Consider the following 23,798-nt stretch of genomic DNA (forward strand, 5'->3'; position numbering starts at 1 on the left):
AAAGAAAACGAGAGGATGTGAACACTTGGCAAAGCTTTTTGGAAACCGCATTGAACCTGCTTGTATCTATTGTGCCTTGGGGCGTCCGGGAAGGGACGATTCCATCATCCTCTGCCCCAAACGCGGTGTTGTTACCCCCTACCACAGCTGCCGGAAATTTAGCTATGATCCTCTTAAAAGAATCCCCAAAAAGCCCCGGCTCCTCACCCAGTATAGTCCTGATGATTTCAAATTATAAAACAGGCAAGTTGTACTAACAACTTGCCTGTTTTTTATCACTTTTCCCGAAAAACTATTTACTAGCTAAAGTTTCTAAGGATTTTTCTTACAAAGTTCCCATATTGTGTTTGATAGAAATTAGTGATATGATCTATAATAAGAAAACTTTAGAATGATCAAAAGGAGGGTTTGCCATGCAATATTTAATCGGCATTGACATTGGTACCAGCGGTACCAAAACCGTACTGTTTGATACGGACGGTAATACCATTGTTTCCAGCACCGTCGAATATCCTCTCTATCAGCCCCACAACGGTTGGGCGGAACAAGATCCTGAAGATTGGTGGAACGCCACCGTCCAGACACTGAAAGACTGTGTCTCCAAAAGCGGCGTCAATCCTGCAGATATCAAAGGCATTGGCTTGTCCGGCCAGATGCACGGCTTGGTCATGCTGGACGAAAACAACCAGGTCATCCGCAAATCCATCATCTGGTGTGATCAGCGCACCGGCAAAGAGGTGGAGGAAATCACTGCCAAGGTGGGCCGGGAAAAGCTGATTGAAATCACTGCCAACCCCGCTATTACCGGCTTTACCGCTGCCAAAATTCTCTGGGTGCGCAACAACGAGCCGGAAAACTACGCAAAATGCCGTCATATTCTTCTGCCGAAAGATTATATCCGCTTTATGCTGACCGGAGAGTATGCCACAGAAGTTTCCGATGCTTCCGGCATGCAGCTGCTGGATGTCCCCAACCGCTGCTGGTCTGATGAGCTGCTAGATCTGCTGGACATCGATAAGTCCCTGCTTGCCAAGGTCTATGAATCCCCGGAAGTCACCGGCACCATTACTGCCCAGGTCGCCGCTATGACCGGGCTGCAGGAAGGCACCATTGTCGTCGGCGGTGCGGGTGATAACGCGGCGGCAGCTGTCGGTACCGGTATTGTAGAGGACGGAAAAGCCTTTACCACCATCGGCACCAGCGGCGTTGTCTTTGCTCATACTTCTGATATTTCTATCGACCCCAAGGGCCGTGTACATACCTTCTGTTGTGCTGTCCCCGGCTGCTGGCACATTATGGGTGTCACCCAAGGTGCCGGACTCTCCCTCAAATGGTTTAGGGACAACTTCTGCCACGAAGAAATCGCGCAGGCAGAAAAAGAGGGTGTGGATCCCTATTACATTATGGATAATATGGCGGAAAAGATCCCCGTCGGTTCCAATCGGCTGATTTATCTGCCTTATCTCATGGGTGAACGCACCCCTCATCTGGATACAGACTGCCGCGGTGTATTCTTTGGGCTCTCTGCTATCCATCAAAAGGCTGATCTCATTCGCGCTATTCTGGAGGGCGTTTCCTACTCCCTGCGTGACTGCATCGAGATCATTCGGGAGATGGGAACTGAAATCAACGACATGATGGCCTGCGGAGGAGGCGGAACCAGCCCCTTGTGGCGTTCTATGTTGGCCGATCTGTTTAACTGCAACGTTTCTACCGTCAATTCCAAGGAAGGTCCTGCTCTTGGTGTGGCTATTTTGGCCGGCGTAGGCGCAGGCATCTATCCCTCTGTGGAGGAAGGTTGTCGCCGGGTCATTAAGAAAAATAAGACACAGGCTCCCAATCCGGACAACATCGACAAATACGAAGCATTCTATCGGCTGTATGTCAAGTTGTATCCATCTCTCAAGGATAATTTTAAAGAATTGGCCACTCTGTAGCGGCTTCTCAAAAAAGAACGCGCTGTATGGATAACAGCGCGTTCTTTTTTCTGCCCAATTTGTGGCCATCTTCCAAAATATTCATTCAATATTCACCCCATTTTTCTCGAAAAAATAGGCGGACTGTGGTAAGATAACAGAGAGGTGATGCGGTGTGAAGAAAAAATATCTGCTCAGTCTTTTGGTCATCATTTTGGTTGTCGGCCTCGGCGCCGGTGCTTTCTTTTTGGTGCGGGATTATCTGCCCATTTCTCTGCAATTTCAGCGGGATACAGTAGAGCTGGAAACCCCTGCGGAGATCCGCAGTTTCTATGTTCAGGGGTTCGGAGAAAACGCGCTGATTCCCGAAGAAGATATGAGCAAAGGGGAGATGCAAGATCACATCGCTTCCATTGTGGAACACGCTGTCACCTATGGCTATAATACCATCTATGTGGATGCTGTCACAGGAGGTGAGGCCTATTATGACTCTGACCTTCTTCCTTCCACCTCACATATTGACGGCAAACAGGACAATCGTACGAAATACGATCCTCTGCGGCTTTTTATCAAGGAGGCTCATCAAAATGGAATCCGGGTCTACGTAGTGGTAAATCCCTATGATTTGGGTGCCATTACCACGACAGATGGGCTCTATGAAAAACATCCAGCCCTTGAAAATCCTCAATGGCTGCTGACCACCACCGACGGCATCCTCAAGTTCGATCCCGCCAATCAAGACTTTCAAAAATTCGTTGGGGATCTGGCTTCGGAAATTGTCGCCAATTACAATGTGGACGGTCTTCATCTCGTGGATATTGGCTATCAGAGTGGTATGTCCAGTGAGTCTGCCTTTGCGGGTCAATCCACCGCTTCCGATCTTACCTCTTTCCACCAAAGCAGCATTATTGCTTTGCTCTCCGCCGTGCATACTGCCACTGCAAATGCTGATGTTTCTTTTGGCATCACCGTCCCTGGAGTCAACAGCCAGATGGATGAGAGTATCCGGGGGAGCGCTGCCTTCGCTGCGGACGATCAGGCTGTTGATGTTGCATCCATCATGGAGCAAGGACTGGTAGACTACATTACCCCTGAGCTTTTTTATAGCATTGACGGTGAATCAGGAGACTACCGATCCCTTGTTCAGTGGTGGGGCGAGACTTCCGATTACTACCGTATTCCTGTCATCACCCTCAACCGTGTAGCCGAAGCGCAAAGCGGAGATCAGTTTGCTTTGGCTGATCAGATTTATCTCAACCGTCTGCAAAATTTTAAAGGCCATATTCTCTCCACATACGCTGATCTCGCCTCTGATAGTCAGGGCGTAAACGTCTACACCGCTTCCATGTATGCCATGCCAGAATCGGAACAGGCAATCTCTGTCGATCTCAGCTATGGGCAGACTTTGGAAATTACCCGGCCCTCAAGTGAAGAATTTACGACCTATTACAGCAAATATTTCATCATGGGCACCTCGGACCCCTCTCTGCCTTTGACCCTTAACGGCGAAGAGGTAGAAGCCCGTGGAGAAGGCGGTACTTTTGGCGTACTAGTTGAACTTTCTTTAGGGGAAAACAGTTTTACCTTTGAACAGGGGGAAAATGTGTCCCGTTCGCTTACCATTATCCGTGAGGAGGAAGGCTCTGGAGAAGTCTCCACCATTTCCTCTATTTTAGAAAGCTCAGTTTTCCCCAGCGCTTCTTATGGCGCCTATGCTGGTGAAGAGGTCACCTTTTCCTGTATTGCTCCTGCCGGCGGGGAGGTCACTGCCATTTTTGACGGCATGCATATACCACTGGAGCAAGTCGCCATTGCAGAGGATGGCGTACCGGCCCTCTTCAAAGGAACCGCAACCCTCGCAGAAGACTATCCGGAAAATGTAACTACCAAGGTGGGGACTGTCAGCTATGTGCTCACCTATGAAGGAAAAACCAGCACTACCTCTTCCCTGGGAGAGATCTACGTTGTTGGTGAGGGTGGCAAATTGGTGATGCAGGCGGCTGAATACATCGGTACCGTCTTTAGTGAAAGCAATACCAATAGTGACATTATTGCCACCTTGAAACAAGGCTGTGTAGATTTGGTCACCGATCAAACCGATGATATGTGCCAGCTTTCCAGCGGAGGGTGGATTCAAAAAAGCACCATAGATTTCGTGGAGGGAGAAGCCTCCTTCCAAAATAATGTCAGCGAGGTTACCATGGAGCAGGCCGAAAATGGAGACCAAACCTATACCATCAAGGGTACAGCCCGTCCCGCTTTTCACGCTGACCTCGATGACGACGTCTTCACCATCACCCTTTATAATACTGTCAATATACAGGAAGGGCTTTTTGAATATGGAGATCTATTCTCCGATATCTCCCAACGGGTTAACGACGATGAAAGTGTAACGCTCCAGTTTACCCTAGGGGAAGGCCTTTCTCTCTGGGGCTATAATGTGGAATTTGATCTGGACGGCAATTTGGTGCTCTCCTTCTTGCTTCCTCCAAAACTTTCCGATAATCCGGCACGGCCTCTGGAAGGCGTAGTCGTTGCTCTCGATGCCGGACATGGCGGAGAGGATCCCGGTTCCTTGGGGCCTGGCGGCAGCAGTGGCGCAACAGAAAAGGATATTAACCTTGCCATTACCTATGAGACACAAAGACAGCTGGAAGCTCTAGGAGCTACTGTTTCCCTGACCCGTTCTAATGACACCCGCCTTTCTTATGAAGAAAGATGCCTTCCTCCCGAAAATATGAAGGTAGATTTTTATATCTCCTTCCATCAAAACTCAGTGGCAGAAACCACCGACTCTTCCAGCGTCAGCGGTACAGAAATCTATTATCATTACAATACTTCTGCTCAGTTTGCGCAGATTCTTCACGACACCATGACACAATGCTTAGGACGAGAGCCAAGAGGCGCCATCCAGTCCACCTATCGGGTAACACGAATGACATTCTGTCCCAGCGTCCTGGTGGAGAACGGCTTCATGTCCAATCCCTGGGAGTATGAGTCTCTCTGTGATTCCTTCACCATCTTCCGTACGGCAAACGCTGTTGCAATGGGGATTGTTGACACCATTAAAGCGGCAAACTAACTCAACTAATTAGGGAAAGTCCAGAGTTTTCTGGACTTTCTTTTTCTTTGTCCGAGCAGTTGACATCCTCCTTTGCGATGGATATAATAATCACTACATTTGTCTTTTACTGTCATAGTGAAAGGGGGTTCGATATCATGGAGAAAGATCGCAAAGAAATGATCCGCGCTTATAAAGAACGTCGGCGGGAAGGCGGCGTTTTCGCCATCAAAAACACCCAAAACGGCAGGCTGCTTCTTCAATGGACCACCGAACTGACCGGGAGTCGTAATCGCTTTCAGTTTGCCCAAATGACCGGATCCTGCGTTGACCGGAAGATTGCTAAGGATTGGGATGCGCTGGGCAAAGATGTCTTTGTTTTTGAAGTGCTCGATACACTACAACAGAAAGAAGAACAAACTGCGGAGGAATTCAAGGAAGACGTCAAAGCGCTCTATGACCTCTGGCTTGAGAAAATTGACTCGGGCCTTCTTTACTAGAATCAACATAATCTGATCCAATATGATTCCTCACACAATGAAAGGGACGGAGTATGATTTTTATATCATACTCCGTCCCTTTCATTGTGCATAACCGAAAAACACCGTTTTTCTATGAACCAGAGATCCATACAGATCTTTCCTAAACCCGGTCATGGGAGATTCCTAGAATCCTTTCCTTCCAAAGACTATAGGGCAAAGCAGTGGTCAACCGGCCCATTGCCCTTTCCAAGATCCAGTCCGGAAGCCAGCGCTCCTGTAATATATTCCTTTGCTTTGGCCACCGCATCCTCCATAGGTTCTCCCTTGGCAAGATATGCCGCAATCGCGGAGGAAAGGGTACAACCGGTGCCATGGGTATTATGGGTATCCACCCTCTTGGTTGGATACCAACGTACCTGTCCGTCCTTGTAGAGCAGATCGTCTCCGCCGTCAAAGTGTCCGCCCTTAATCATAATATACCCGTCGTAAGACTCGGCAATTTTCTGGGCGGCTTTCACCTGTTCTTCTTTGTTTGAAATAGAAAAGCCGCATAGGACCTCCGCTTCCGGCAGATTGGGGGTAATAATATCGGACAAAGGCATTAATTTTGTGATCAGTGCGTTTTGGGCGTCCTCATCAATCAGCCGGTGGCCGCTGGTGGACACCATCACTGTATCCAATACCACGTTTTTTGCTTGATACTGTTTAATCTTTCCCGCAATTGCATCAATAATCGGAATGCTGGATACCATGCCGATCTTGACCGCGTCGGGAAAGATATCCTCAAAAACGCAGTCCAACTGCGCCTCCACCATCGGAATGCTTACATTTTCAATCAGCCGAACGCCACAGGTATTCTGGGCCAACACCGCCGTGATGGCACACATGCCATATACCTTGAGCGCCGTAAAAGTTTTCAGATCCGCTTGCATTCCTGCTCCACCGCTAGGATCAGTACCCGCAATGGTCAGTGCTGTATTCATGAAGTCATAACTCCTTATTTTGAAATTTCGTCTGCTTGTATCCGCATCATCTGCGCGGCCTTCCTAACATCGGGCTGGGCCAGAATGGCAGACACCACCGCGATGCCGGCAAGATTTCTCCCCCGAAGGGCTGCAGCGTTATCCTCGTCGATGCCGCCGATGGCCACTACAGGAATGGGAACACATTTTGCCACCTTGGTCAGTGTCTCCAGGGAGATTTTCCCTGCGTCCCCCTTGGTGGAGGAGCCAAAGGCGGCACCAGAACCTAGATAATCCGCTCCCGCTGCATAGGCAGCCAGAGCTTCCTCCACATTGTGGGCGGACGCCCCGATGATTTTATTCATTCCCAGCTTTTCTCGAACCATGCGGATATCATCATCGCTTTGGCCTAAGTGTACCCCTGCGGCGTCTATCTGCAGTGCAATGTCTACATAATCATTGATAATCAGCGGCACGTTATATCGATCCGTCACCTTTTTGACCCGCTGTGCCAAAGCCAAGAGTTCTTCGCCAGTTGTATGCTTTTCACGTAACTGTACCAGGGTCACGCCGCCAAGAATGGCCTCTTCCACCTGGGATTCCAATGTCCTGCCATGTAGCCACGACCGGTCGGTCACCAGATAAAGGCGCATTATATCCCTATTCACAGACAAGCCGGACACCTCCCATTGCGCTGTCCTTGACCAGGCTCACTTCATCGATCAGCGCCAAGTGATAGCTTCCGGTTCCACGTCCTGCGTGAGCCGCTTTTTCATAGGCCCGCTCTCCACAGATATCGAAAGCTCCAACTGCCGCCGCCACCGCTTCCAGCGGATGGGAACCATCTGCGCCTAAAAATGCACCGATGAGGCAGGAAAGCATACAGCCGGTGCCGGTGACCTGGCCCATCATAGCATGTCCATTAGCAATGGTGAAGGAGCGCTTTCCATCAGTAATGATGTCTTTTTTCCCTGTAACAACTACGACTGCCCCACTCTGGCGGGCAAGATCCATGGCCAAATTTCTTGCTTCTATGGGGCTCTGTGCTGTTATGGCGGCATCCACCCCGGCCCATTCCGTCTGCTTTCCAGCCAAAGCGGCAATTTCGGAGATATTGCCCCGAATAGCGGTAACCCGGATGCCCCTTAAAAGCCGTCCGATTCCTTCCCGTCGAAAGGCAGAGGCGCCGGCCCCCACCGGATCTAAGACAACAGGAAGGTCCAATTCATTGGCCCGTTTTCCCGCCAACTCCATGGTGGAAAACCTATCTGGGCTCGGGGTTCCTAAATTGAGCACCAGGCTGTCGCTGCTTCCAGTGATTTCCGCAGCTTCCTCCGGCGCATCAGCCATGATAGGGGATGCGCCGATGGCCAGCAGCACATTGGCGCAATCTGTTGCCGTTACATAATTGGCAATACAGTGGACTATGGGGTGCTTCTGCCGCACCGCCTGTATATAACCTTCCAGCATGGTTTTCTCCTGATTAGATGACATCGACATTTTTGCCGCCGAGAATTTTATTCATATTGCGCACCGCGCACATTTTTCCGCACATGGTGCAGGTATCGGAATGCTCCGGCGTGGATTCTTCCCGGTAACGCCGTGCCTTTTCCGGATCAATGGCCAGGTTGAACATTCCCTCCCAGTCCAAATTCTTACGGGCGGTGGACATGTTGTAGTCCCAGTCTCTGGCACCAGGTAGTCCCTTGGCTACATCAGCGGCATGGGCCGCAATTTTAGAAGCAATGATACCCTCCTTCATGTCGTCCAGGGTAGGCAGGCGCAGATGCTCCGCCGGGGTAACATAGCACAGGAAGGATGCGCCATAGGTAGCCGCAATAGCGCCACCGATGGCAGCAGTAATGTGGTCATAGCCAGGAGCCACATCGGTAACCAACGGGCCTAGAACATAGAAGGGCGCTCCTTTGCAGATGGTCTGCTGAATCCGCATATTGGCTTCAATCTGATCCAGCGGCATATGACCGGGGCCTTCGATCATAACTTGGACATCCTTGGCCCAAGCGCGCTGGGTCAGCTCTCCCAATGTCACCAATTCCTCAATCTGCGAGATATCTCCGGAGTCCTCAATGCATCCGGGCCGGCAGGCGTCTCCCAGGCTCAAGGTTACATCATATTTCTGGCAGATTTCCAGAATATCGTCAAAATGTTCATAGAAAGGATTTTCATTGCCGGTCATCTCCATCCAGGAGAAGATGAGGGAACCGCCGCGGGACACGATGTTCATATGGCGTTTGGTCTCTTTGAAACGCTGTGCGGTCGACTTGTTGATACCGCAGTGGATGGTCATAAAGTCTACGCCATCCTCCGCATGCATCTGAACAATGTCCAGCCACTCCTGGGTGGTAATCTTATCTAGATCTTTGTTGTAATAGACAATGGCGTCATAAATAGGAACTGTGCCGATAATAGCGGGGCACTGGGCCGTCAAGGCGCGGCGGAACTTTTTGGTGTCTCCAAAGGAGCTCAGATCCATAATGGACTCGGCGCCCATGGCGACAGCGGCATTGACCTTCTCCATCTCCACGTCCATGTTCAGGCAATCGCGGCTAGTTCCCAGGTTGACGTTGATTTTCGTCGTCAAATCCTTGCCGATTCCATGGGGATCCAGGCAAGTATGGTTCTTGTTCGCCGGGATTGCAACCGTACCCTTTGCAACCATTTCTCTGAGGGCTTCTTCACTGATTTTTTCTTTTGCCGCAACAGCCCGCATCTCTTTGGTAATAATGCCCTGTTTTGCAGCATTCATCTGTGTTGTGTAACTCAAAATGACTCTTCCTTTCTTTCCCGCGCGGTGTTGGTGCGCTTCCTACGCGGATATGTATCAAAGTTCCGCCCTGATAAGACGAAAGCTTCAGCATAAATAATAGAATTAAAAAAGGCGCCTGCTCAAAGCCGGCGCCCTATGGATCTGTGATTTGCTTCCCTACGCCAGTATTAACTAACAGGTTCAAAGGGTCAGGTTTTAACCTTCTCAACCGCAATGGTTCCCCCGCAAACGAGTATTCTTTTGTTGTTTCCTATTATAACACTCGAGGTCCACTCTGTAAATAAAAAGAATAAAGGGGGAATAAAGCTCCCCCCTTTTTGCTTATTTCACTTCGATACCAAGAAATTTTTCCAGACAGCTGGTGATAAACATGTGATCCTCCACATGCGGCAGCCCGGAGACGCAAATGGAGCCAATGACACCGGTCCCTTTCAAATACAACGGGAATCCTCCGCCGCAAAGGGCATACTCCATGGGATCCAACAACCAGTCTTTTTCCAGTGTCTTCCCCTCCAACTCCGCCACGGTAAACAGGTGCAGGCTGCTTTCCTGGCGGACAAAGACGGTGTTATGCTTACGGTTGAGCCACTGTTCATTGTGAGCATTGGCTCCCTCCAACACATGGCTGAATATAACCAGATTGTTAACGGTAATCCGAATGGCGATGGGCAGTTTCTTCTCCCTAGCCTCATTGACCATCAAAACGCCCAATTTCCAGGCATCTTTATAGGAAAAATGGTCAAAGCGAAGCAAAGCCTCCTGCTTCTCCACCAGCTCCCGCAAAGCCTTGGTATCATTTTTTGATGTTTCCATGGGAATAACCTCCTCTTTTACCGGGGATTTCTCCCTGTTACCGGGCTTTTCTACGATAACTTTACCATACCATAAAAGCGGAAAAATTCCAATGGAAAATTCTTTCTTTACCTCACGAAAAAATAGTGGAGAATTTAGCTATTTTCACCCGGAATTCCCAGCAGTTCGCAACCATTTTTATAGAAGATCAGCGCTTGCTCTTCTTCGGTAAGACCGGAGGTCTTCACATACTCCACGGCGGCGGCTCCATCGGACCAAGGGCAATCAGTTCCAAACAGAATCCGTTTTACCCCATGATTTCTCACCATCCGGACAAACTGTTCCTTCGGCATATTTCCCATGGCAAGGGAGGTGTCGAGATAGACATTGTTGCGCCCGATCATGTATTTTTCTACGTCCTCCCACATATTAAATCCCCCCATATGGGCCAAAATTACCGTCAGATTTGGGAAATGATCCAATACAGTGACCATGCCTTTCGGCGTTGTATGGACCACTTCCGGAGACAGGGGATCCCAGCCGGCGTGAAAAGCGACCATCAGCCCTAGATCCTGGCATTTTTGGTAGATTGGAAAAATCCGTTCTTCCTCCACAAAAAACTCCTGATAATCAGGGTGGAGCTTTATTCCTCGGAGACCTAACTCTTTAATTCGCTCCAGCTCTTCCAATGCGTTTTCCGCCTCGGGATGCACTGAGCCGAAGGCTCTCGTAGGGCCATCGTTATGGGAGGCGGCAAAATTGTTCACCGATGTCTGCTGATGGGCATTGGTCGCGATATTAAAGAGCACAGCGATATCCGTTCCCCACTCCTTCATAGCGCGACAGGTATCGTCATAAGTGCCGTTGGTCTGGGGCGTAATCCCGCAGATGGAGTAGAGCTTTCCTACCGCCCGCTCAGCAATTTTATCTGGAAAACAATGGGTGTGAAAATCAATTTGCATATATATTCCTCCTATCGAATTTTTTCGAATTCACCGTCTTATCCGATTTATTATATCACAAAATCGGTATTTCGTCGTCTTTCTCCCTCCCTTTTCAACATCACCAAAAACCCTTCTATTTCTTTGGCATCTCCAAATAGCCGGATTTTGTTGAAACCCCGGATTAAAAATTGTAAAATAAATACAATGTCTTTTCTTGCGGACAAAATCTATTGACAGAGGTGATTTTGATGAAAGAATACGGTGTGGGCGTCATTGGTTATGGTTTCATGGGGAAAACCCATTGCTATGGCTATCAGACACTCCCGTTCTATTATCCGGACATGCCCTTTAAAATCAAACTGGTGGGCGTGTGTAATACAACCCTTTCTAAGGCCGAAAAAGCCAAGGATTTGCTGGGTTTTTCTTATGCAACCTCCAACGCAGACGATATTTTTAATGACCCCAACATTCAAATTGTCAATATCTGCACACCTAACGTCTATCACAAGGACATGGTGATTAAGGCCATCAAAGCGGGGAAACATGTCTACTGTGACAAGCCCTTTGTGATGAACTACGCCGAGGCAGAAGAAGTGATTGCCCTTGCGAAAGAGCATCATGTCACCGCCCAGATTGCATTGCAGAATCGTTTCTACCCCATGATCATGAACGCCAAACGGCTGATCGATGAGGGACGGCTGGGTAAAATCACCTCCTTCCGTGGAATTTTCCTCCACGCCAGTAATGTTAACCCCAACAAAAAAATTGGCTGGCGGCATCAAAGCGCTTTGGGAGGAGGCGGCGTCCTCTTTGATCTAGGCTCCCATATCCTGGATCTTGGCTATTATCTCATGGGGGATTACCAAAAGATCATGTGCCAAACTGACAAGCTCTATGATGCACGTCCCGATGCCAATGGTAATATGGTTCCTGTGGATAATGATGATTTGGCGCTGATGATGTGTCAGATGAAAAATGGCGCCTACGGTACCATCGAAGCTTCCAAGGTGGCTACCGGATTTGATGATTCTCTTCGCTTTGAAATTCACGGTGTCAAAGGGGCCATTAAATTTGATATTGCCGACCCCAATCATCTATATTTCTTTGACAATACCATCCCTGACGCCCCTCTGGGCGGCGAAAGGGGATTTAAATGCATTGAATGTACCCAACGGTACGCACCTCCGGCAGCTGCGTTCCCCGGTGCTATGTGCTCTGTCGGCTGGATCAGGGCTCACGTTCACTGCCTCGCCACCTTCCTTTATCATGTGGATGACGGCACCCAGCCCTCTCCCTCTTTGGAAGAAGGGGCATACATTCAAAAGGTCATGGAACGCGCCTACGAATCCGACGCCAAAGGCGGCGCTTGGGTTAGCATTGACTGAGTTCGCAGCAAACTTTTAAAAGACGGCCTGCGGATGTTCCTCCGCAGGCCGTCTTTTCTACGCTAAAAAATCTAGGCCAGGTTTGAAATAGGAAATTCCGTCAATGATGATTCATAGAACAACATATAATCATACATTTTCCATTTGATTACGCTAACACCACATGATGAAATAACCGTTGCGGCGGAGAAAGGCTGAGCATATGAAGGTTGACAACGAACTCAAACAAAGCATTATTGACTGGATCGATGTCCACAAAGAGCAGATGATCCGAGACATCAACACATTGGTCTCCATCGAAAGTGTTTCCACAAAAAGCGAGGGGGAGCATCCTTTTGGAGAAGGGCCCGCGCGAGTATTGGACGCCGCCCTGGAAATGGGAAAAGATTATGGCTTTCGCACCCAGAACCACCAGTACTATGCTGGAAGTATCCTCATGGGCAATGGTCAGCGGGAGCTTGGCATTCTCACCCACCTGGATGTGGTTCCGGCTGGCCCCGACTGGGAATATGAACCCTTTCACTGCACCCTTAAGGATGGCAAACTTATCGGCCGCGGCGTTGCCGACGACAAAGGGCCTGCGGTAGCAGCCCTTTATGCCATGCGTTGTCTGTATGAGCTGGCTGTCCCCATGGTCCATTCTGTCCGGCTGATTATGGGATGCAGTGAGGAAACCGGCAGCGCTGATATGGCTTATTATGTAAAGCACTGCAAAATCCCCGACTTTTCCTTCGTCCCGGATGCGGAGTTTCCCGTCTGTAACGGAGAAAAGGGAATCCTATCGGCCGATTTGGTCGGCCCTCAGCTTTCTGATAAAATCGGAGAACTTTCCGGCGGTGAGGTATCTAATGCTGTGGCTGCCCATGCAAAGATTACCCTCAAGAGCCAATCTATTGACCAGGTTCTGCAAAAGCTAGGGGATAACAAAGGAGATCTGGTCGTCTCGGAAGGTCCTCACGATGTCACCATCTCCGCCAAGGGCATCCCCTCCCATGCTGCATTTCCCGAGGGCTCTGTCAATGCCATCTACAAACTGTGCAAAGCCGTGGTGGACTGTGACCTTTTGGAAGGCGAGGACAGGGACGCTCTCGCTTTTGTAGTAAAGGTATTGGAAACTACCGACGGCGCAGGCCTTGCCATCAAATCCCGCGACGATATTTCCGGGGAAACCACCTGTATCGGCGGCCTGCTCAGCGTTAAAGAGGGCCGGATTGTCCTCAATGTCAATATCCGCTACTGCATCAGCACCGATTCCCAGCAGCTGCGGAACAAAATATCCCAGACCTGTGAGGAACACGGATTTTCTATGGGCGACTGCTTTGAAAGCAAACCGTTGTATATCCCCGCAGATCATCCTGCCGTAGCCTTTCTCACCGAAACCTACAATGACCTGACCGGCCAGGACCTAGCTCCCTATGTAATTGGCGGCGGTACCTACGCTAGGGAGATGCCAAATTCGGTTGCATTCGGTGCCGGACGGCCCGGCAGCATGCTCCCCACCGAAACCGGCCGGGGCGGCATGCATCAACCCGATGAATCCATTGCCGTAGAGGATCTGGTCAATGCCGCCAAAATCTACGCCATTGCTCTCTTGCGCCTTGACGGCATTGATTTTACCGCCCAGTAATTCTATAAAAAGAGGAAAACAATATGAGAAAAATTTGTGTGCTGGGAAGCATCAACATTGATACCACCTATTATGTCTCCGCCCTTCCCCAGGTGGGGGAAAGCGTGGTCCCCACCGGACGTTCCAGCTCCCCTGGTGGCAAAGGCTTTAATCAGGCTGTTGCCGCCAGGCGGGCCGGCTGCCAGGTTTCCTTTGTGGGAAAATTGGGGCCTGATGGCAACTCCCTTATTGACCTTCTGTCACAGGAAGGCATTGACCACAGCTGTACCTTCCAAGACTCAGATATTCCTACCGGTTCCTGCGTCATTATCACCGATCAGGAAGGTCGGAATATGCTTCTTGTAGACGTGGCTGCCAATAAGGCTATAACTGCTGCAGAAATAGAAAAGTCCTATCCGCTCATTGAAGGGTGTGACGTCGCTGTGACCCAGCTGGAGACCAATATGGAGGCTGCAACCCTCTTTCTGGAGCACGCCAAGGCCTGTGGGAAGGTCACTGTCCTCAATCCGGCACCGGTGACAGATCTGCCCGATGCGCTGCTCAAAAGCACCGATATCCTGGTGCCCAATGAAACGGAGCTTGCCTATCTGATCGGCGCTCCGGTCACCGATCACTATCAGCTACTATACAGTAAAATGGCTCCGTTTTTTGATGCGGGAGTGAAATTTTTCCTGGTGACCCTTGGGGATAAGGGCGTTCTGCTCTGTGACCGATATGGGTTTGACCATCTGCCCGCCCAAAAGGTTGCCGCCGTGGACACGACTGCGGCGGGTGATTCCTTTATCGGCGCTTTTGTCTCTCGGATCAGCTTATCCTCCTGGGAGGATCGCGCTTTCCTTCACCCAGCCATCAGCTATGCGCAAAATTTCGCTGGATATGTGGTTCAGCACCCGGGAGCTTATCGTTCCATGCCCCCTGTTTCTCTCGCGGATTCATTTTGACGCTACATAAAAAAAGGCCCGGGACATTTGTCCCAGGCCTTTCGCCTTATTCCAGGCCATTATCAGCCCTATATTTTGCCAAAAGCAGGTCTACAACCCGGCCGTAGCTCTGTACCCCGTCCGTCTGATTCTGGGCCTTGAGGTAAGTATCATTGATATTGTCGGCGATTTCCGCCACCTGGCCCTCAAACTGCTCCCAGTAAGCGTTGTTGGCATCAAAATCCCGCTGTGCTTCTTCGCAAAGGTTGCTCATCAGCTGGGTATGTAGCTCTGGATCAATGTCAAACAGAGCGTTACCTGCGTAAATCATCGCCATTGCCGCTCCGGAATACTGAACCCTGACATCATCAGAGGCAGAGCAGCAGAGATAAGCGATGAAATTCGCCTCATCCTCCCGCATAAATCCGGCTAGATGGGACAGCTCATGGGCAGCGCTGAAGGGAATGCTGTAATGGGCCACGTCCCCGTTAATGTTGGCTTCAAAGGTAAAGGGGAAGAAAAATCCAACTAGATTCGTGTAAGACATATAGTGAGAGCAAAGTAATGGTTTGGGCAGTGCGTTCACATTGTTGATAAAGTCTGTGCCCTGAGAAAACTCTCGGTATTCATCCCGCATGGTTTGCGCCATATCGGATACTGAGCCATCAAAGGTCATAATCCCGTTCTCGTCCTCTGGCACCTGGGCCCGCAGCTCGTTGACTTCCTCGATAAGGTCCTCTACTAGGGCCGCCAGCTCCTCTTTGGAGGATTCCCGCACCTGAAGCCCCATCAGATCCGATACCGGATACCGGTGATAATTGATAGAGCAAAACAGGGTCAGCAGAAGAAACAGGCAGGAAACAATTGCGCAGAGATTCATCACTGCCTTATAGATCCGCAGCTTTCTCCCCTCTTGGTGGCGGACCGCTTTCACAATGACCACAATAATATAGACGAGCACCGCAATGATGGCCCCGGGCGCCAGCCATTCTACCAAAGAAAATGGCACCAAAGAAGTGATAAAAGAAATTCCCCGCATAAATACAGGGTAAATATGGGTGACATACCATTCTGCAAAGACGTGTCCTGAAGATGCTATAGCAAGGAGCAGCAGAGCAATTGGAATCCCCAGCAAAAGCCACATCCTTTTGAGGGCATAGGGGCTTTTCAAAAAGGATCGAATCTTGTTCATCTTACAATAATACGATGGTAACCCCATCGTTTCTCCTTCCATAGTCGCTGTCTTGGGAAAGCCAGGGCAATCTGGCGACTGCATCCCGGGCAGCCACCGAATAGGAGGAAAAATCCTCCCCATAAATAATCCCTTTAATCCGCCCTAGTCTCCGCTTATTCTGAAGCTCACTTCTAGCCTTTGTCCGGATACCTCCACCCACGCCGCTGGAACCGTAGCCGTGGATAACTTTGGCCGCTTTCATCCCTCTGCCCCGGGCGGTAGAAAGGCCCATATTCATCCGGCGGATCGCCTCTTCCACAGTGGGCATGCCCCGCTCAATATTGATAATTTCCATCTTACTCATGATACACATCCCTCTAAAATAAAAGGCCCCGATTGGGCTTATTTTTTCTTTTATTTTATCACCCTGGAAAAGGGGACGCAACGCAAGAATGTGAATACACTGCGATAAAACCGCAAAAAAACCATGAATTTCCCTTTTTCACTCTGGCAAAGGGAGAAAAAAACTGCTATAGTAATAAAGTAAAAATCATTGAGAAGGTGAGTTCTTGCGATGGTAAAATCGAAGCTCTTTGTGCGGATCCTCTGTCTGATTCTGGCCGCCGTCTTTGTCATTTCCATGATGGGGGCTGCATTCACTACCCTGTTTTAATCGATTTTGTCCCAGGCCCGGAGAATATCCGGGCCTTTTTATTGTCTTTTTTGAATGTTCACTGGGGTATTGACAAATCTACTCATAGAGTATACAATAAAAATACACCCCACGGGGGTATTGTGTTGCGAGGTGATCTCAATGAAAGAAAAATTCGATGTAACCGGTATGACCTGTTCGGCCTGCTCGGCGCATGTGGAAAAAAGCGTCCGGGCCCTTTCCGGGGTTAAAGAGGTCAGTGTCAACCTGCTGCAAAATAGTATGCAGGTAGAATATGATGAGTCTGTCCTAAGTGAGGGGGACATCATCAAAGCTGTGGAACATGGAGGATATGGCGCCGCTCCCCATCAAAAGCAGGGACAGGCAAAGCCCCTTTCGGGAGAAACGCCCACCAACAGCGCAAAGGAACAGACCAAAGCCATGAAACACCGGCTGATTTTATCGATCTGTTTTCTCGTTCCTCTGATGTATATCTCCATGGGGCATATGATGGGACTTCCTACCCCTTCTTTTTTCCATGGAACCGAGAATGCGCTGATCTATTCCTTCACCCAATTTCTTTTAACCCTTCCCGTCATCTATCTGAATCGTAAATATTATCAGGTTGGATTTCCCGCCCTCTTCCGTGGAGCTCCCAATATGGATTCCCTCATCGCCATCGGCTCCTCGGCCTCGTTGATCTACGGTATCTTCGCCATTTATCAAATTGGCTGGGGTCTGGGCCACGGCGATTTGGATCTGGTGAACAGCTACAGCATGGACCTCTATTTTGAGTCCGCCGCTATGATTCTGACCCTCATCACTGTGGGGAAATTCCTAGAAACCCGCTCCAAAGGAAAGACTTCGGAAGCGATTGAAAAGCTGATGAATCTGGCGCCTAAAACCGCCACTGTCATCCGCGACGGCGAAGAGGTTCAGATCCCGGTGGATGATGTCTTGGTCGGCGATATTGTAGCAGTACGTCCTGGTCAGAGCGTACCGGTAGACGGCGTCATCTTGGATGGCAGTTCCGCTGTGGATGAATCTGCCCTGACCGGAGAAAGCATTCCGGTGGAAAAAGGGCCTGGCGACAAGGTCATTGCCGCTACCATCAACAAATCAGGCTTCTTTACCTTTAAAGCAACCAAGGTGGGAGAAAACACCACCATCTCTCAGATCATCCAGCTGGTGGAGGATGCAAATGCCACCAAAGCTCCCATTGCCAAGCTGGCCGATAAGGTCAGCGGTGTGTTTGTCCCTGTAGTCATCTCTATCGCCATTCTTGCCACCATTGTATGGCTGTTGGTAGGCGAACCCTTTGACTTTGCTCTTTCCATTGGTATTTCCGTTCTGGTCATCTCCTGCCCTTGTGCCTTAGGCTTAGCTACCCCTGTGGCAATCATGGTGGGCACAGGCAAAGGTGCCCAAAACGGTATCCTATTTAAATCTGCAGAAGCCCTGGAAACACTGCACAATGTTCAGACCGTAGTACTGGATAAAACCGGTACCATCACCCAGGGAACTCCCTCAGTTACCGACGTTATTCCCGCATCCGGCGTTACATCGGAAGCTCTGATTGCTATCGCTGCGGCCCTGGAACGCCCCTCGGAACATCCTCTGGCTCAGGCTGTAATCACCTATGCTGATGGACACAACGCCCCCCTACTCTCCCCACAGGATTTTACCGCTGTCACCGGCAGCGGTGTACAGGCGGTTGTCAATGGTACCCTTTGTCTTGGCGGTAACCGCAAGCTGATGGAGGAAAACAGCATAGATCTGGCGTCTTTGGAGCAGCAGGCGGATGATCTTGCCAATGATGGAAAGACGCCCCTATTCTTCGCTGCGGATGGAAAGGTTCTCGGTCTGATTGCTGTGGCCGATGTAGTCAAACCCACCAGCAAGGCAGCCATTGACGCCCTGACCCATATGGGCATCGATGTCATTATGCTCACCGGCGACAATGAGAGAACCGCACGCGCTATTCAGCGTCAGCTCGGCCTCTCTAACGTCATTGCCGGTGTTCTTCCGGCAGACAAAGAAAAAGAGGTCCGCCGGCTTCAGGAATCCGGCAAACGGGTGGCCATGGTGGGGGACGGCATCAACGACGCCCCGGCTCTGGCCCGGGCGGATGTAGGAGTTGCTATCGGCGCCGGTACCGACATTGCTATTGAATCCGCCGACGTTGTACTGATGAAAAGTGACCTACTGGATGCTGTCACCGCCATTGAGCTGAGTAAATCCGTCATCCGCAATATTAAGCAAAATCTATTCTGGGCTTTCTTCTACAACGCTATCGGTATCCCTCTTGCAGCTGGCGTCTTCTACAGCTTCCTGAGCTGGAAACTCAGCCCCATGTTCGGCGCCGCCGCCATGAGCTTGAGCTCTGTTTGCGTTGTCAGTAATGCCCTGCGTCTCAAATTTTTCAAACCCCGGCACGCGGTACCCGCTTCTGCCGGAGAAGATAGAAACATGATTACAACTACTGTGGAAAAAGGAGAAAAGACAATGAAAAAAGTAATCACAATTGAAGGCATGATGTGCAACCATTGTACTGCCCATGTAGAGAAAGCCCTCAACGCTATCGACGGCGTCAGCGCTGTTGTCAGCCTGGAGGACAAAAACGCAACCGTCACCCTCTCGAAGGATGTCAGCGATGATGTTCTGACGCAGGCAGTGACAGACGCCGGCTATACCGTCGTTTCCATTGCCTAAGGAGGGGTTCCATGAAAGCGGATCATAAGCAGATTGTCCGTCTGCTCAAAACCGCCCGCGGCCAAATCGATGGTATTTTGGGCATGGTGGAGGAAGATCGATACTGTATCGATATCTCCAACCAGCTGATGGCCACAACATCCATCCTGCGCAAGGTTAACCGGGAAATTATCAAGGCCCATCTTTCCGGTTGTGTCAAAGAAGCTTTTGAACACGATGATGAGTCGCTCAAAAACGAGAAGATTGAGGAAATCATCTCCATCTTTGAGAAGCTGGATAAATAAGGGGGATCAAATGGACTACAAAAGCATTCATGATTTGCCTCGAGAGAAACTGCTTGAGCTCTGCACCAATTTTGCAAAAAACTGGTTAGCTATGGATGGGCTCTGGTTTCAAGCAGTAGAACGGGATAGCGGCATGGACAAAGCCATGGAGTACGATTATACCGTTTGGGAACAGTTTACCCAGATTGAAGCCCGCAGGATAAAAAAATTGTTGGATCTTCCGGATCGCGCCGGTCTGGAGGGCTTGGCACAGGCCTTAGCTTTCCGTCTCTATGCGCCTCTCAATGAAGACAGCATAGTCAGGGAAGGCAACACCCTCACCTATCGGGTTCACAATTGCCGTGTACAAAGCGCTCGATTCCGAAAAGGGATGCCTTTCCATCCCTGCAAACAGGTTGGTGTAGTGGAATACGATGGTTTTGCAAAGGTCATCGATGATCGCATCACTGCGGAAGCGGTCAGCTGTTATCCCGACATCACCATCCCTGACTGTGCCTGCGTTTGGAAGTTTACCCTCCACCTTTGATTTGATAAAAAAGCTGTATGGCCGAGGCCATACAGCTTTTTTCTTTGGAGAAAGTACCTATCTTCTCCTTCTTCTCTTGTCAAACTCGGGATTAAAAGCATAGAAGTTTTTGCTATCCAGATGATCTTGGGTGGTTCGCAAGGCTTCGCCGAAACGCTGGAAATGAACTATCTCTCTTTCTCGAAGAAATTTGATAGGATCGCGTACATCGGGATCATCAACTAAACGCAAAATATTATCATAGGTAGTTCTCGCTTTTTGTTCTGCCGCTAAATCCTCTGTTAGGTCTGTAATCAGATCGCCTTTAGACTGAAAATACATAGCGCTAAAAGGGGTGCCTGAGGCCGCAATGGGATACAACCCTGTGGTATGGTCAACAAAATAGGTATCAAATCCCGTCTTCTTTATTTCGTCTATCGTCATATTACGGGTCAATTGATGGACAATGGCACAAATCATCTCAATGTGGGCTAGTTCTTCCGTACCTATATCGGTCAGTGTTGCTTTGACTTCATCATAGGGAACAGAATACCTCTGCGCCAGATACCGTTGACTTGCCGCCAATTCTCCGTCTGGTCCGCCAAATTGAGTGATGATCACTTTTGCCATGGCGGGATTGGGCCGGGAAATTTTTACCGGGTACTGTAACTTTTTATCATAAGTCCACATATGCTACGCCTCCTCATCAAGTTCCCAGGGCCAGGGGCCGTCAATCCAGTTCCACCGGTTTCCTCCGGTAAAATCTGTATGACGTAGCGGGCCATACCTTTTGACATACATTTCTCTTGCTTCTCTCTGCATATCTAAATATTTTTGATAGCATTCCAGAGCTTCTTTATTTTGAGGATTATTGTCCAAAAAAAGGGCAATTTCCTGCAAAACAAAATCGCAGATGCGCACCCGGTTTAAAAGCACCTTTCTGTCATCCACGGGGGAGCGCCTCCTCTCCGATAAATGGGAGATCTAAATCCCTAAAAAAGGTACCGCGATTGAACGCTACCTCCGGTTCATATAAATTACCCCAAGGCTGTCTTGGTACATAGGCCATAGCCAAGGGTACATTATTGCAAAAAATGGGATCACGGACCGGATGAGATCCGTTGTTCATATCTGTCAAAGTAAACCCTCCGTTTGCATATGATCTGCGCAACCATTTTAGGTTGCATCCATGTCTTTGAAGAAAGCATGCTTTCATTCCATAGGGACATGGGAAAGCTAAGACGGAATGTCCGCCTTGCTACAATCTATGGTTGTTTTGCAAACAGGGTTCAATGCCAGTTTTAAGTCTTTTTATCCTTTGCCTATAAACCCTGTCTAATCTTTCCTCCTTTTACTACTCGACTATCCAAATTGCGTTAAAAAAATTTTTTATCTTGAGTAGAGCCGAAAACAAAAAGTTAACCGTCCTCCTCAAAATGGAAAAGGGAATGGAGAAATCTCCATTCCCTCTTCCATGCTGTGATTTCTATTGATTGGCCAGAAGTTCGCACACCAGATCAGTGTATGCCGTCGGATCATCCAGTGAAAAACCTGCAATCAGTTCTGCCTGGCTATACAATACCTGGCTCAACTTAGCCGCACGCTCCTTGTCCCCGTCTGCAAAAGCTTTTTGCAAAGCCGTAAACATCGGATGGCCGGCGTTAAATTCCAAGACCCGCTCTGCTTTGACAACTGGTTCATTCTTCATCTGAGCAAAATACTTTTCCATCTCCAGTGTAATGCCGCCTTCACTGGAGAGGCAGACCGGATGGGTTCCCGGTTTGGTGGAAACCTTTGCTTCCTTGATCTTTCCATCCAAACTTTCTTTGACAAAATCAAGGAGCTCCTGATTCTCTTTGGTTTGTTCCTCCGCTGCCTTCTGATCGCTCTCATCCGCAATATCATCACTGCTGACCGATTTAATTTCTTTACCGCTTTCCTCGTGAAGCATCTGCATCACAAAGTCATCCACTTCATCGGTAAGATACAGTACCTCATAGCCTTTGGCCTTAACCGCTTCTGTCTGAGGCAGACGGTCCACCTTGGCAATGGTCTCTCCACAGGCATAGTAAATGTATTTTTGATCTTCCTTCATCCGGGATACATATTCCCCTAAGGTAGACAGTTTTTGCTCTGTGGAAGAATAGAAAAGCAGAAGATCCTTGAGCATCTCTTTATGGGTACCATAATCACTGGCAACACCGTATTTCAGCTGGATTCCGAAATTCTTGAAAAATTCCTCATATTTTTCCCGGTCATTTTCCAGCATCTTTGTTAGTTCCCGTTTGATCTTTTTCTCAATGCTGGAGGCAATCACCTGGACCTGGCGGTCCTGCTGCAGCATTTCACGGGAAATATTCAGTGACAGGTCCTGAGAATCCACCACACCGCGGACAAAGCGGAAATGCTCTGGCAGCAGATCAGCACATTTCTCCATAATCATGACACCGCTGGAATAGAGCTGCAGCCCTTTTTCATAGTCTTTGGTAAAATAATCCCGCGGCATATGCGAAGGGATGAAAAGCAGCGCCTCATAGGAAACGACGCCCTCCGTACTAATATGGATGGTCTTAAGTGGGTCCGCATAGTCAAGGAAACGTTCCTTATAGAACTGGTTGTAGTCCTCGTCGGACACCTCGCCCTTTTTCTTATGCCAGATAGGCACCATATCGTTAATGGTTTCCATCTCCTGATAGGTCTCATATTCTGGCGCTTTGCCCTTGTCATCCTCGTCTTTCTTTTCAATCGGACGGCTTTTTGTTACCATCATCCGAATGGGATAGCGGATATAGTTGGAATATTTTTTAATCAGCTCCCGCAGAGGATATTCCTCCAGATACTGAGAATATTTCTCATCCTCTGTGTCGGCCTTGATCTTCATGATAATATCCGTGCCCACTGTGTCCTTTTCACATTCGGTGATGGTATAACCGTCAGCACCGGAGGATTCCCATCGATAGGCAGTGTCACTGCCATAGGCCCGGCTGATAACGGTTACCGTGTCGCTGACCATAAAAGCGGAGTAAAATCCTACGCCAAATTGGCCGATGATATCAATATCGTCGTTTTTCTGCTCGTCTTTTTCGAGGTTTTCCTTAAACTGCAGAGAACCACTTTTGGCGATGACACCCAGGTTTTCCTCCAAAGCCTGTTTGTCCATGCCGATACCATTATCGGATACCATCAAAGTGCGAGCCTCTTTATCCTGTTGGATGGTGATGGCAAAATCACCGCGGCTCATACCTACGTTTTCGTCGGTCAAAGACAGATAGCACAGTTTGTCAATGGCGTCACTGGCATTGGAAATCAGTTCCCGCAGAAAAATTTCCCGGTTGGTATAAATAGAATGGATCATCAGATCCAAAAGGCGTTTAGATTCCGCCTTAAACTGTTTTTTGGCCATGGTTGGTCTCCCCTTTTATTGTATTAGCAATCACATGCTTAGAGTGCTAATATAAACTATACACTATACCTATCCGGTGTTTCATTAATAAATTGTGAACTTTTTGTGCCTGTTACAAAACAATCTACAATCTTGCAAGACGTAGCTTAAAAATCTAACCCTTACTAAAAAAGGCGGCCAGCTGGCCGCCT

At 49.2% G+C, this 23,798-nt stretch carries 22 protein-coding genes and 1 riboswitch; of the genes, 10 read left to right on the forward strand and 12 right to left on the reverse strand.

Translation table 11 applies throughout. The features are described from left to right. Nucleotides 1–25 precede the first annotated feature (25 nt). The 4 genes from WGC32_RS07210 (at nucleotide 26) to WGC32_RS07225 (ending at nucleotide 5,477) form a co-directional block, all read left to right on the forward strand. On the forward strand, nucleotides 26–238 hold the full coding sequence (locus WGC32_RS07210; protein ID WP_191481958.1) for a hypothetical protein: 213 nt from the start codon (nucleotides 26–28) through the stop codon (nucleotides 236–238). A 175-nt stretch (nucleotides 239–413) separates the two neighbouring features. Then, nucleotides 414–1,937 (forward strand): xylulokinase, encoded by a 1,524-nt coding sequence (gene xylB, locus WGC32_RS07215; RefSeq protein WP_342681204.1) that lies wholly within the window; start codon nucleotides 414–416, stop codon nucleotides 1,935–1,937. Nucleotides 1,938–2,091: 154 nt separating this feature from the next. Further along, complete coding sequence (locus WGC32_RS07220) at nucleotides 2,092–4,998, forward strand: N-acetylmuramoyl-L-alanine amidase (protein ID WP_342681205.1); 2,907 nt, start codon at nucleotides 2,092–2,094, stop codon at nucleotides 4,996–4,998. 137 nt (nucleotides 4,999–5,135) lie between these two features. Next, nucleotides 5,136–5,477 (forward strand): GIY-YIG nuclease family protein, encoded by a 342-nt coding sequence (locus tag WGC32_RS07225; protein WP_342681206.1) that lies wholly within the window; start codon nucleotides 5,136–5,138, stop codon nucleotides 5,475–5,477. Nucleotides 5,478–5,665: 188 nt separating this feature from the next. Here the strand turns inward: WGC32_RS07225 and thiD are convergent, their stop codons facing one another. The 6 genes from thiD to WGC32_RS07255 all read right to left on the reverse strand — a co-directional run bounded on the left by thiD (nucleotide 5,666) and on the right by WGC32_RS07255 (nucleotide 10,963). Beyond that, the gene (gene thiD / locus WGC32_RS07230; protein ID WP_191509974.1) at nucleotides 5,666–6,442 is read right to left on the reverse strand and encodes a bifunctional hydroxymethylpyrimidine kinase/phosphomethylpyrimidine kinase; all 777 of its coding nucleotides are present in this window, start codon (nucleotides 6,440–6,442) and stop codon (nucleotides 5,666–5,668) included. Between the two features lie 14 nt (nucleotides 6,443–6,456). Then, on the reverse strand, nucleotides 6,457–7,089 hold the full coding sequence (gene thiE / locus WGC32_RS07235) for a thiamine phosphate synthase (RefSeq protein ID WP_342681248.1): 633 nt from the start codon (nucleotides 7,087–7,089) through the stop codon (nucleotides 6,457–6,459). Beyond that, nucleotides 7,082–7,891, reverse strand: coding sequence for a hydroxyethylthiazole kinase (gene thiM / locus WGC32_RS07240; protein ID WP_342681207.1), 810 nt, complete (start codon nucleotides 7,889–7,891; stop codon nucleotides 7,082–7,084). The genes thiE and thiM overlap by 8 nt, the downstream gene beginning before the upstream one ends. 13 nt (nucleotides 7,892–7,904) lie before the next feature. After that, nucleotides 7,905–9,206, reverse strand: coding sequence for a phosphomethylpyrimidine synthase ThiC (thiC, locus tag WGC32_RS07245; protein ID WP_342681208.1), 1,302 nt, complete (start codon nucleotides 9,204–9,206; stop codon nucleotides 7,905–7,907). 138 nt (nucleotides 9,207–9,344) lie between these two features. Beyond that, nucleotides 9,345–9,443: riboswitch (TPP riboswitch) on the reverse strand. 87 nt (nucleotides 9,444–9,530) lie between these two features. After that, the gene (locus WGC32_RS07250; protein WP_191481950.1) at nucleotides 9,531–10,022 is read right to left on the reverse strand and encodes a heme-degrading domain-containing protein; all 492 of its coding nucleotides are present in this window, start codon (nucleotides 10,020–10,022) and stop codon (nucleotides 9,531–9,533) included. Nucleotides 10,023–10,156: 134 nt separating this feature from the next. Continuing rightward, nucleotides 10,157–10,963 carry an amidohydrolase family protein gene (locus WGC32_RS07255; protein ID WP_342681209.1) on the reverse strand — a complete coding sequence of 269 codons (807 nt, stop codon included), beginning with the start codon at nucleotides 10,961–10,963 and terminating at the stop codon, nucleotides 10,157–10,159. 230 nt (nucleotides 10,964–11,193) lie between these two features. Here WGC32_RS07255 and WGC32_RS07260 point away from each other — a divergent pair, with 230 nt between their 5' ends. The 3 genes from WGC32_RS07260 (at nucleotide 11,194) to WGC32_RS07270 (ending at nucleotide 14,898) form a co-directional block, all read left to right on the forward strand. Beyond that, on the forward strand, nucleotides 11,194–12,330 hold the full coding sequence (locus WGC32_RS07260) for a Gfo/Idh/MocA family protein (protein ID WP_342681210.1): 1,137 nt from the start codon (nucleotides 11,194–11,196) through the stop codon (nucleotides 12,328–12,330). A 202-nt stretch (nucleotides 12,331–12,532) separates the two neighbouring features. Then, nucleotides 12,533–13,957 (forward strand): Sapep family Mn(2+)-dependent dipeptidase, encoded by a 1,425-nt coding sequence (locus tag WGC32_RS07265; RefSeq protein ID WP_342681211.1) that lies wholly within the window; start codon nucleotides 12,533–12,535, stop codon nucleotides 13,955–13,957. A gap of 23 nt (nucleotides 13,958–13,980) precedes the next feature. Further along, on the forward strand, nucleotides 13,981–14,898 hold the full coding sequence (locus tag WGC32_RS07270) for a ribokinase (protein ID WP_342681212.1): 918 nt from the start codon (nucleotides 13,981–13,983) through the stop codon (nucleotides 14,896–14,898). A 46-nt stretch (nucleotides 14,899–14,944) separates the two neighbouring features. Here the strand turns inward: WGC32_RS07270 and WGC32_RS07275 are convergent, their stop codons facing one another. Together WGC32_RS07275 and WGC32_RS07280 are read right to left on the reverse strand one after the other, a co-directional pair. Beyond that, nucleotides 14,945–16,096: a DUF3810 domain-containing protein gene (locus WGC32_RS07275; RefSeq protein ID WP_342681213.1), complete on the reverse strand. Its 1,152-nt coding sequence runs from the start codon at nucleotides 16,094–16,096 to the stop codon at nucleotides 14,945–14,947. Next, entirely contained in the window at nucleotides 16,071–16,415 is a 345-nt protein-coding gene (locus WGC32_RS07280) for a hypothetical protein (protein WP_191481944.1), read from the reverse strand. Before WGC32_RS07280 ends, WGC32_RS07275 begins: the two co-directional genes overlap by 26 nt. Before the next feature lie 450 nt (nucleotides 16,416–16,865). Between WGC32_RS07280 and WGC32_RS07285 the strand changes: the two genes are divergently transcribed. Genes WGC32_RS07285 through WGC32_RS07295 form a run of 3 tightly spaced genes read left to right on the forward strand, consistent with a single transcriptional unit; the run spans nucleotide 16,866 to nucleotide 20,225 of the window. Further along, on the forward strand, nucleotides 16,866–19,415 hold the full coding sequence (locus tag WGC32_RS07285; protein ID WP_342681214.1) for a heavy metal translocating P-type ATPase: 2,550 nt from the start codon (nucleotides 16,866–16,868) through the stop codon (nucleotides 19,413–19,415). Nucleotides 19,416–19,426: 11 nt separating this feature from the next. After that, nucleotides 19,427–19,699 carry a metal-sensing transcriptional repressor gene (locus WGC32_RS07290; protein ID WP_191481942.1) on the forward strand — a complete coding sequence of 91 codons (273 nt, stop codon included), beginning with the start codon at nucleotides 19,427–19,429 and terminating at the stop codon, nucleotides 19,697–19,699. 10 nt (nucleotides 19,700–19,709) lie between these two features. Next, nucleotides 19,710–20,225 (forward strand): DUF6125 family protein, encoded by a 516-nt coding sequence (locus tag WGC32_RS07295; RefSeq protein ID WP_191481941.1) that lies wholly within the window; start codon nucleotides 19,710–19,712, stop codon nucleotides 20,223–20,225. 57 nt (nucleotides 20,226–20,282) lie between these two features. Here WGC32_RS07295 and WGC32_RS07300 read toward each other — a convergent pair whose 3' ends face one another. The 4 genes from WGC32_RS07300 to htpG form a co-directional block, all read right to left on the reverse strand. Further along, a complete protein-coding gene (locus WGC32_RS07300) occupies nucleotides 20,283–20,894 on the reverse strand; it encodes a manganese catalase family protein (RefSeq protein WP_191481940.1) in 612 nt (203 codons plus the stop codon). Between the two features lie 3 nt (nucleotides 20,895–20,897). After that, on the reverse strand, nucleotides 20,898–21,155 hold the full coding sequence (locus tag WGC32_RS07305; protein ID WP_342681215.1) for a spore coat protein CotJB: 258 nt from the start codon (nucleotides 21,153–21,155) through the stop codon (nucleotides 20,898–20,900). Further along, a complete protein-coding gene (locus WGC32_RS07310) occupies nucleotides 21,148–21,420 on the reverse strand; it encodes a spore coat associated protein CotJA (protein ID WP_342681216.1) in 273 nt (90 codons plus the stop codon). The genes WGC32_RS07305 and WGC32_RS07310 overlap by 8 nt, the downstream gene beginning before the upstream one ends. Before the next feature lie 270 nt (nucleotides 21,421–21,690). Further along, nucleotides 21,691–23,607 (reverse strand): molecular chaperone HtpG, encoded by a 1,917-nt coding sequence (htpG, locus tag WGC32_RS07315; RefSeq protein ID WP_342681217.1) that lies wholly within the window; start codon nucleotides 23,605–23,607, stop codon nucleotides 21,691–21,693. Nucleotides 23,608–23,798: the final 191 nt, after the last annotated feature.

The sequence above is a fragment of the Zongyangia acetica genome (genome assembly GCF_038739695.1).
Taxonomy (GTDB): Bacteria; Bacillota; Clostridia; order Oscillospirales; family Ruminococcaceae; genus Zongyangia; species Zongyangia gallinarum.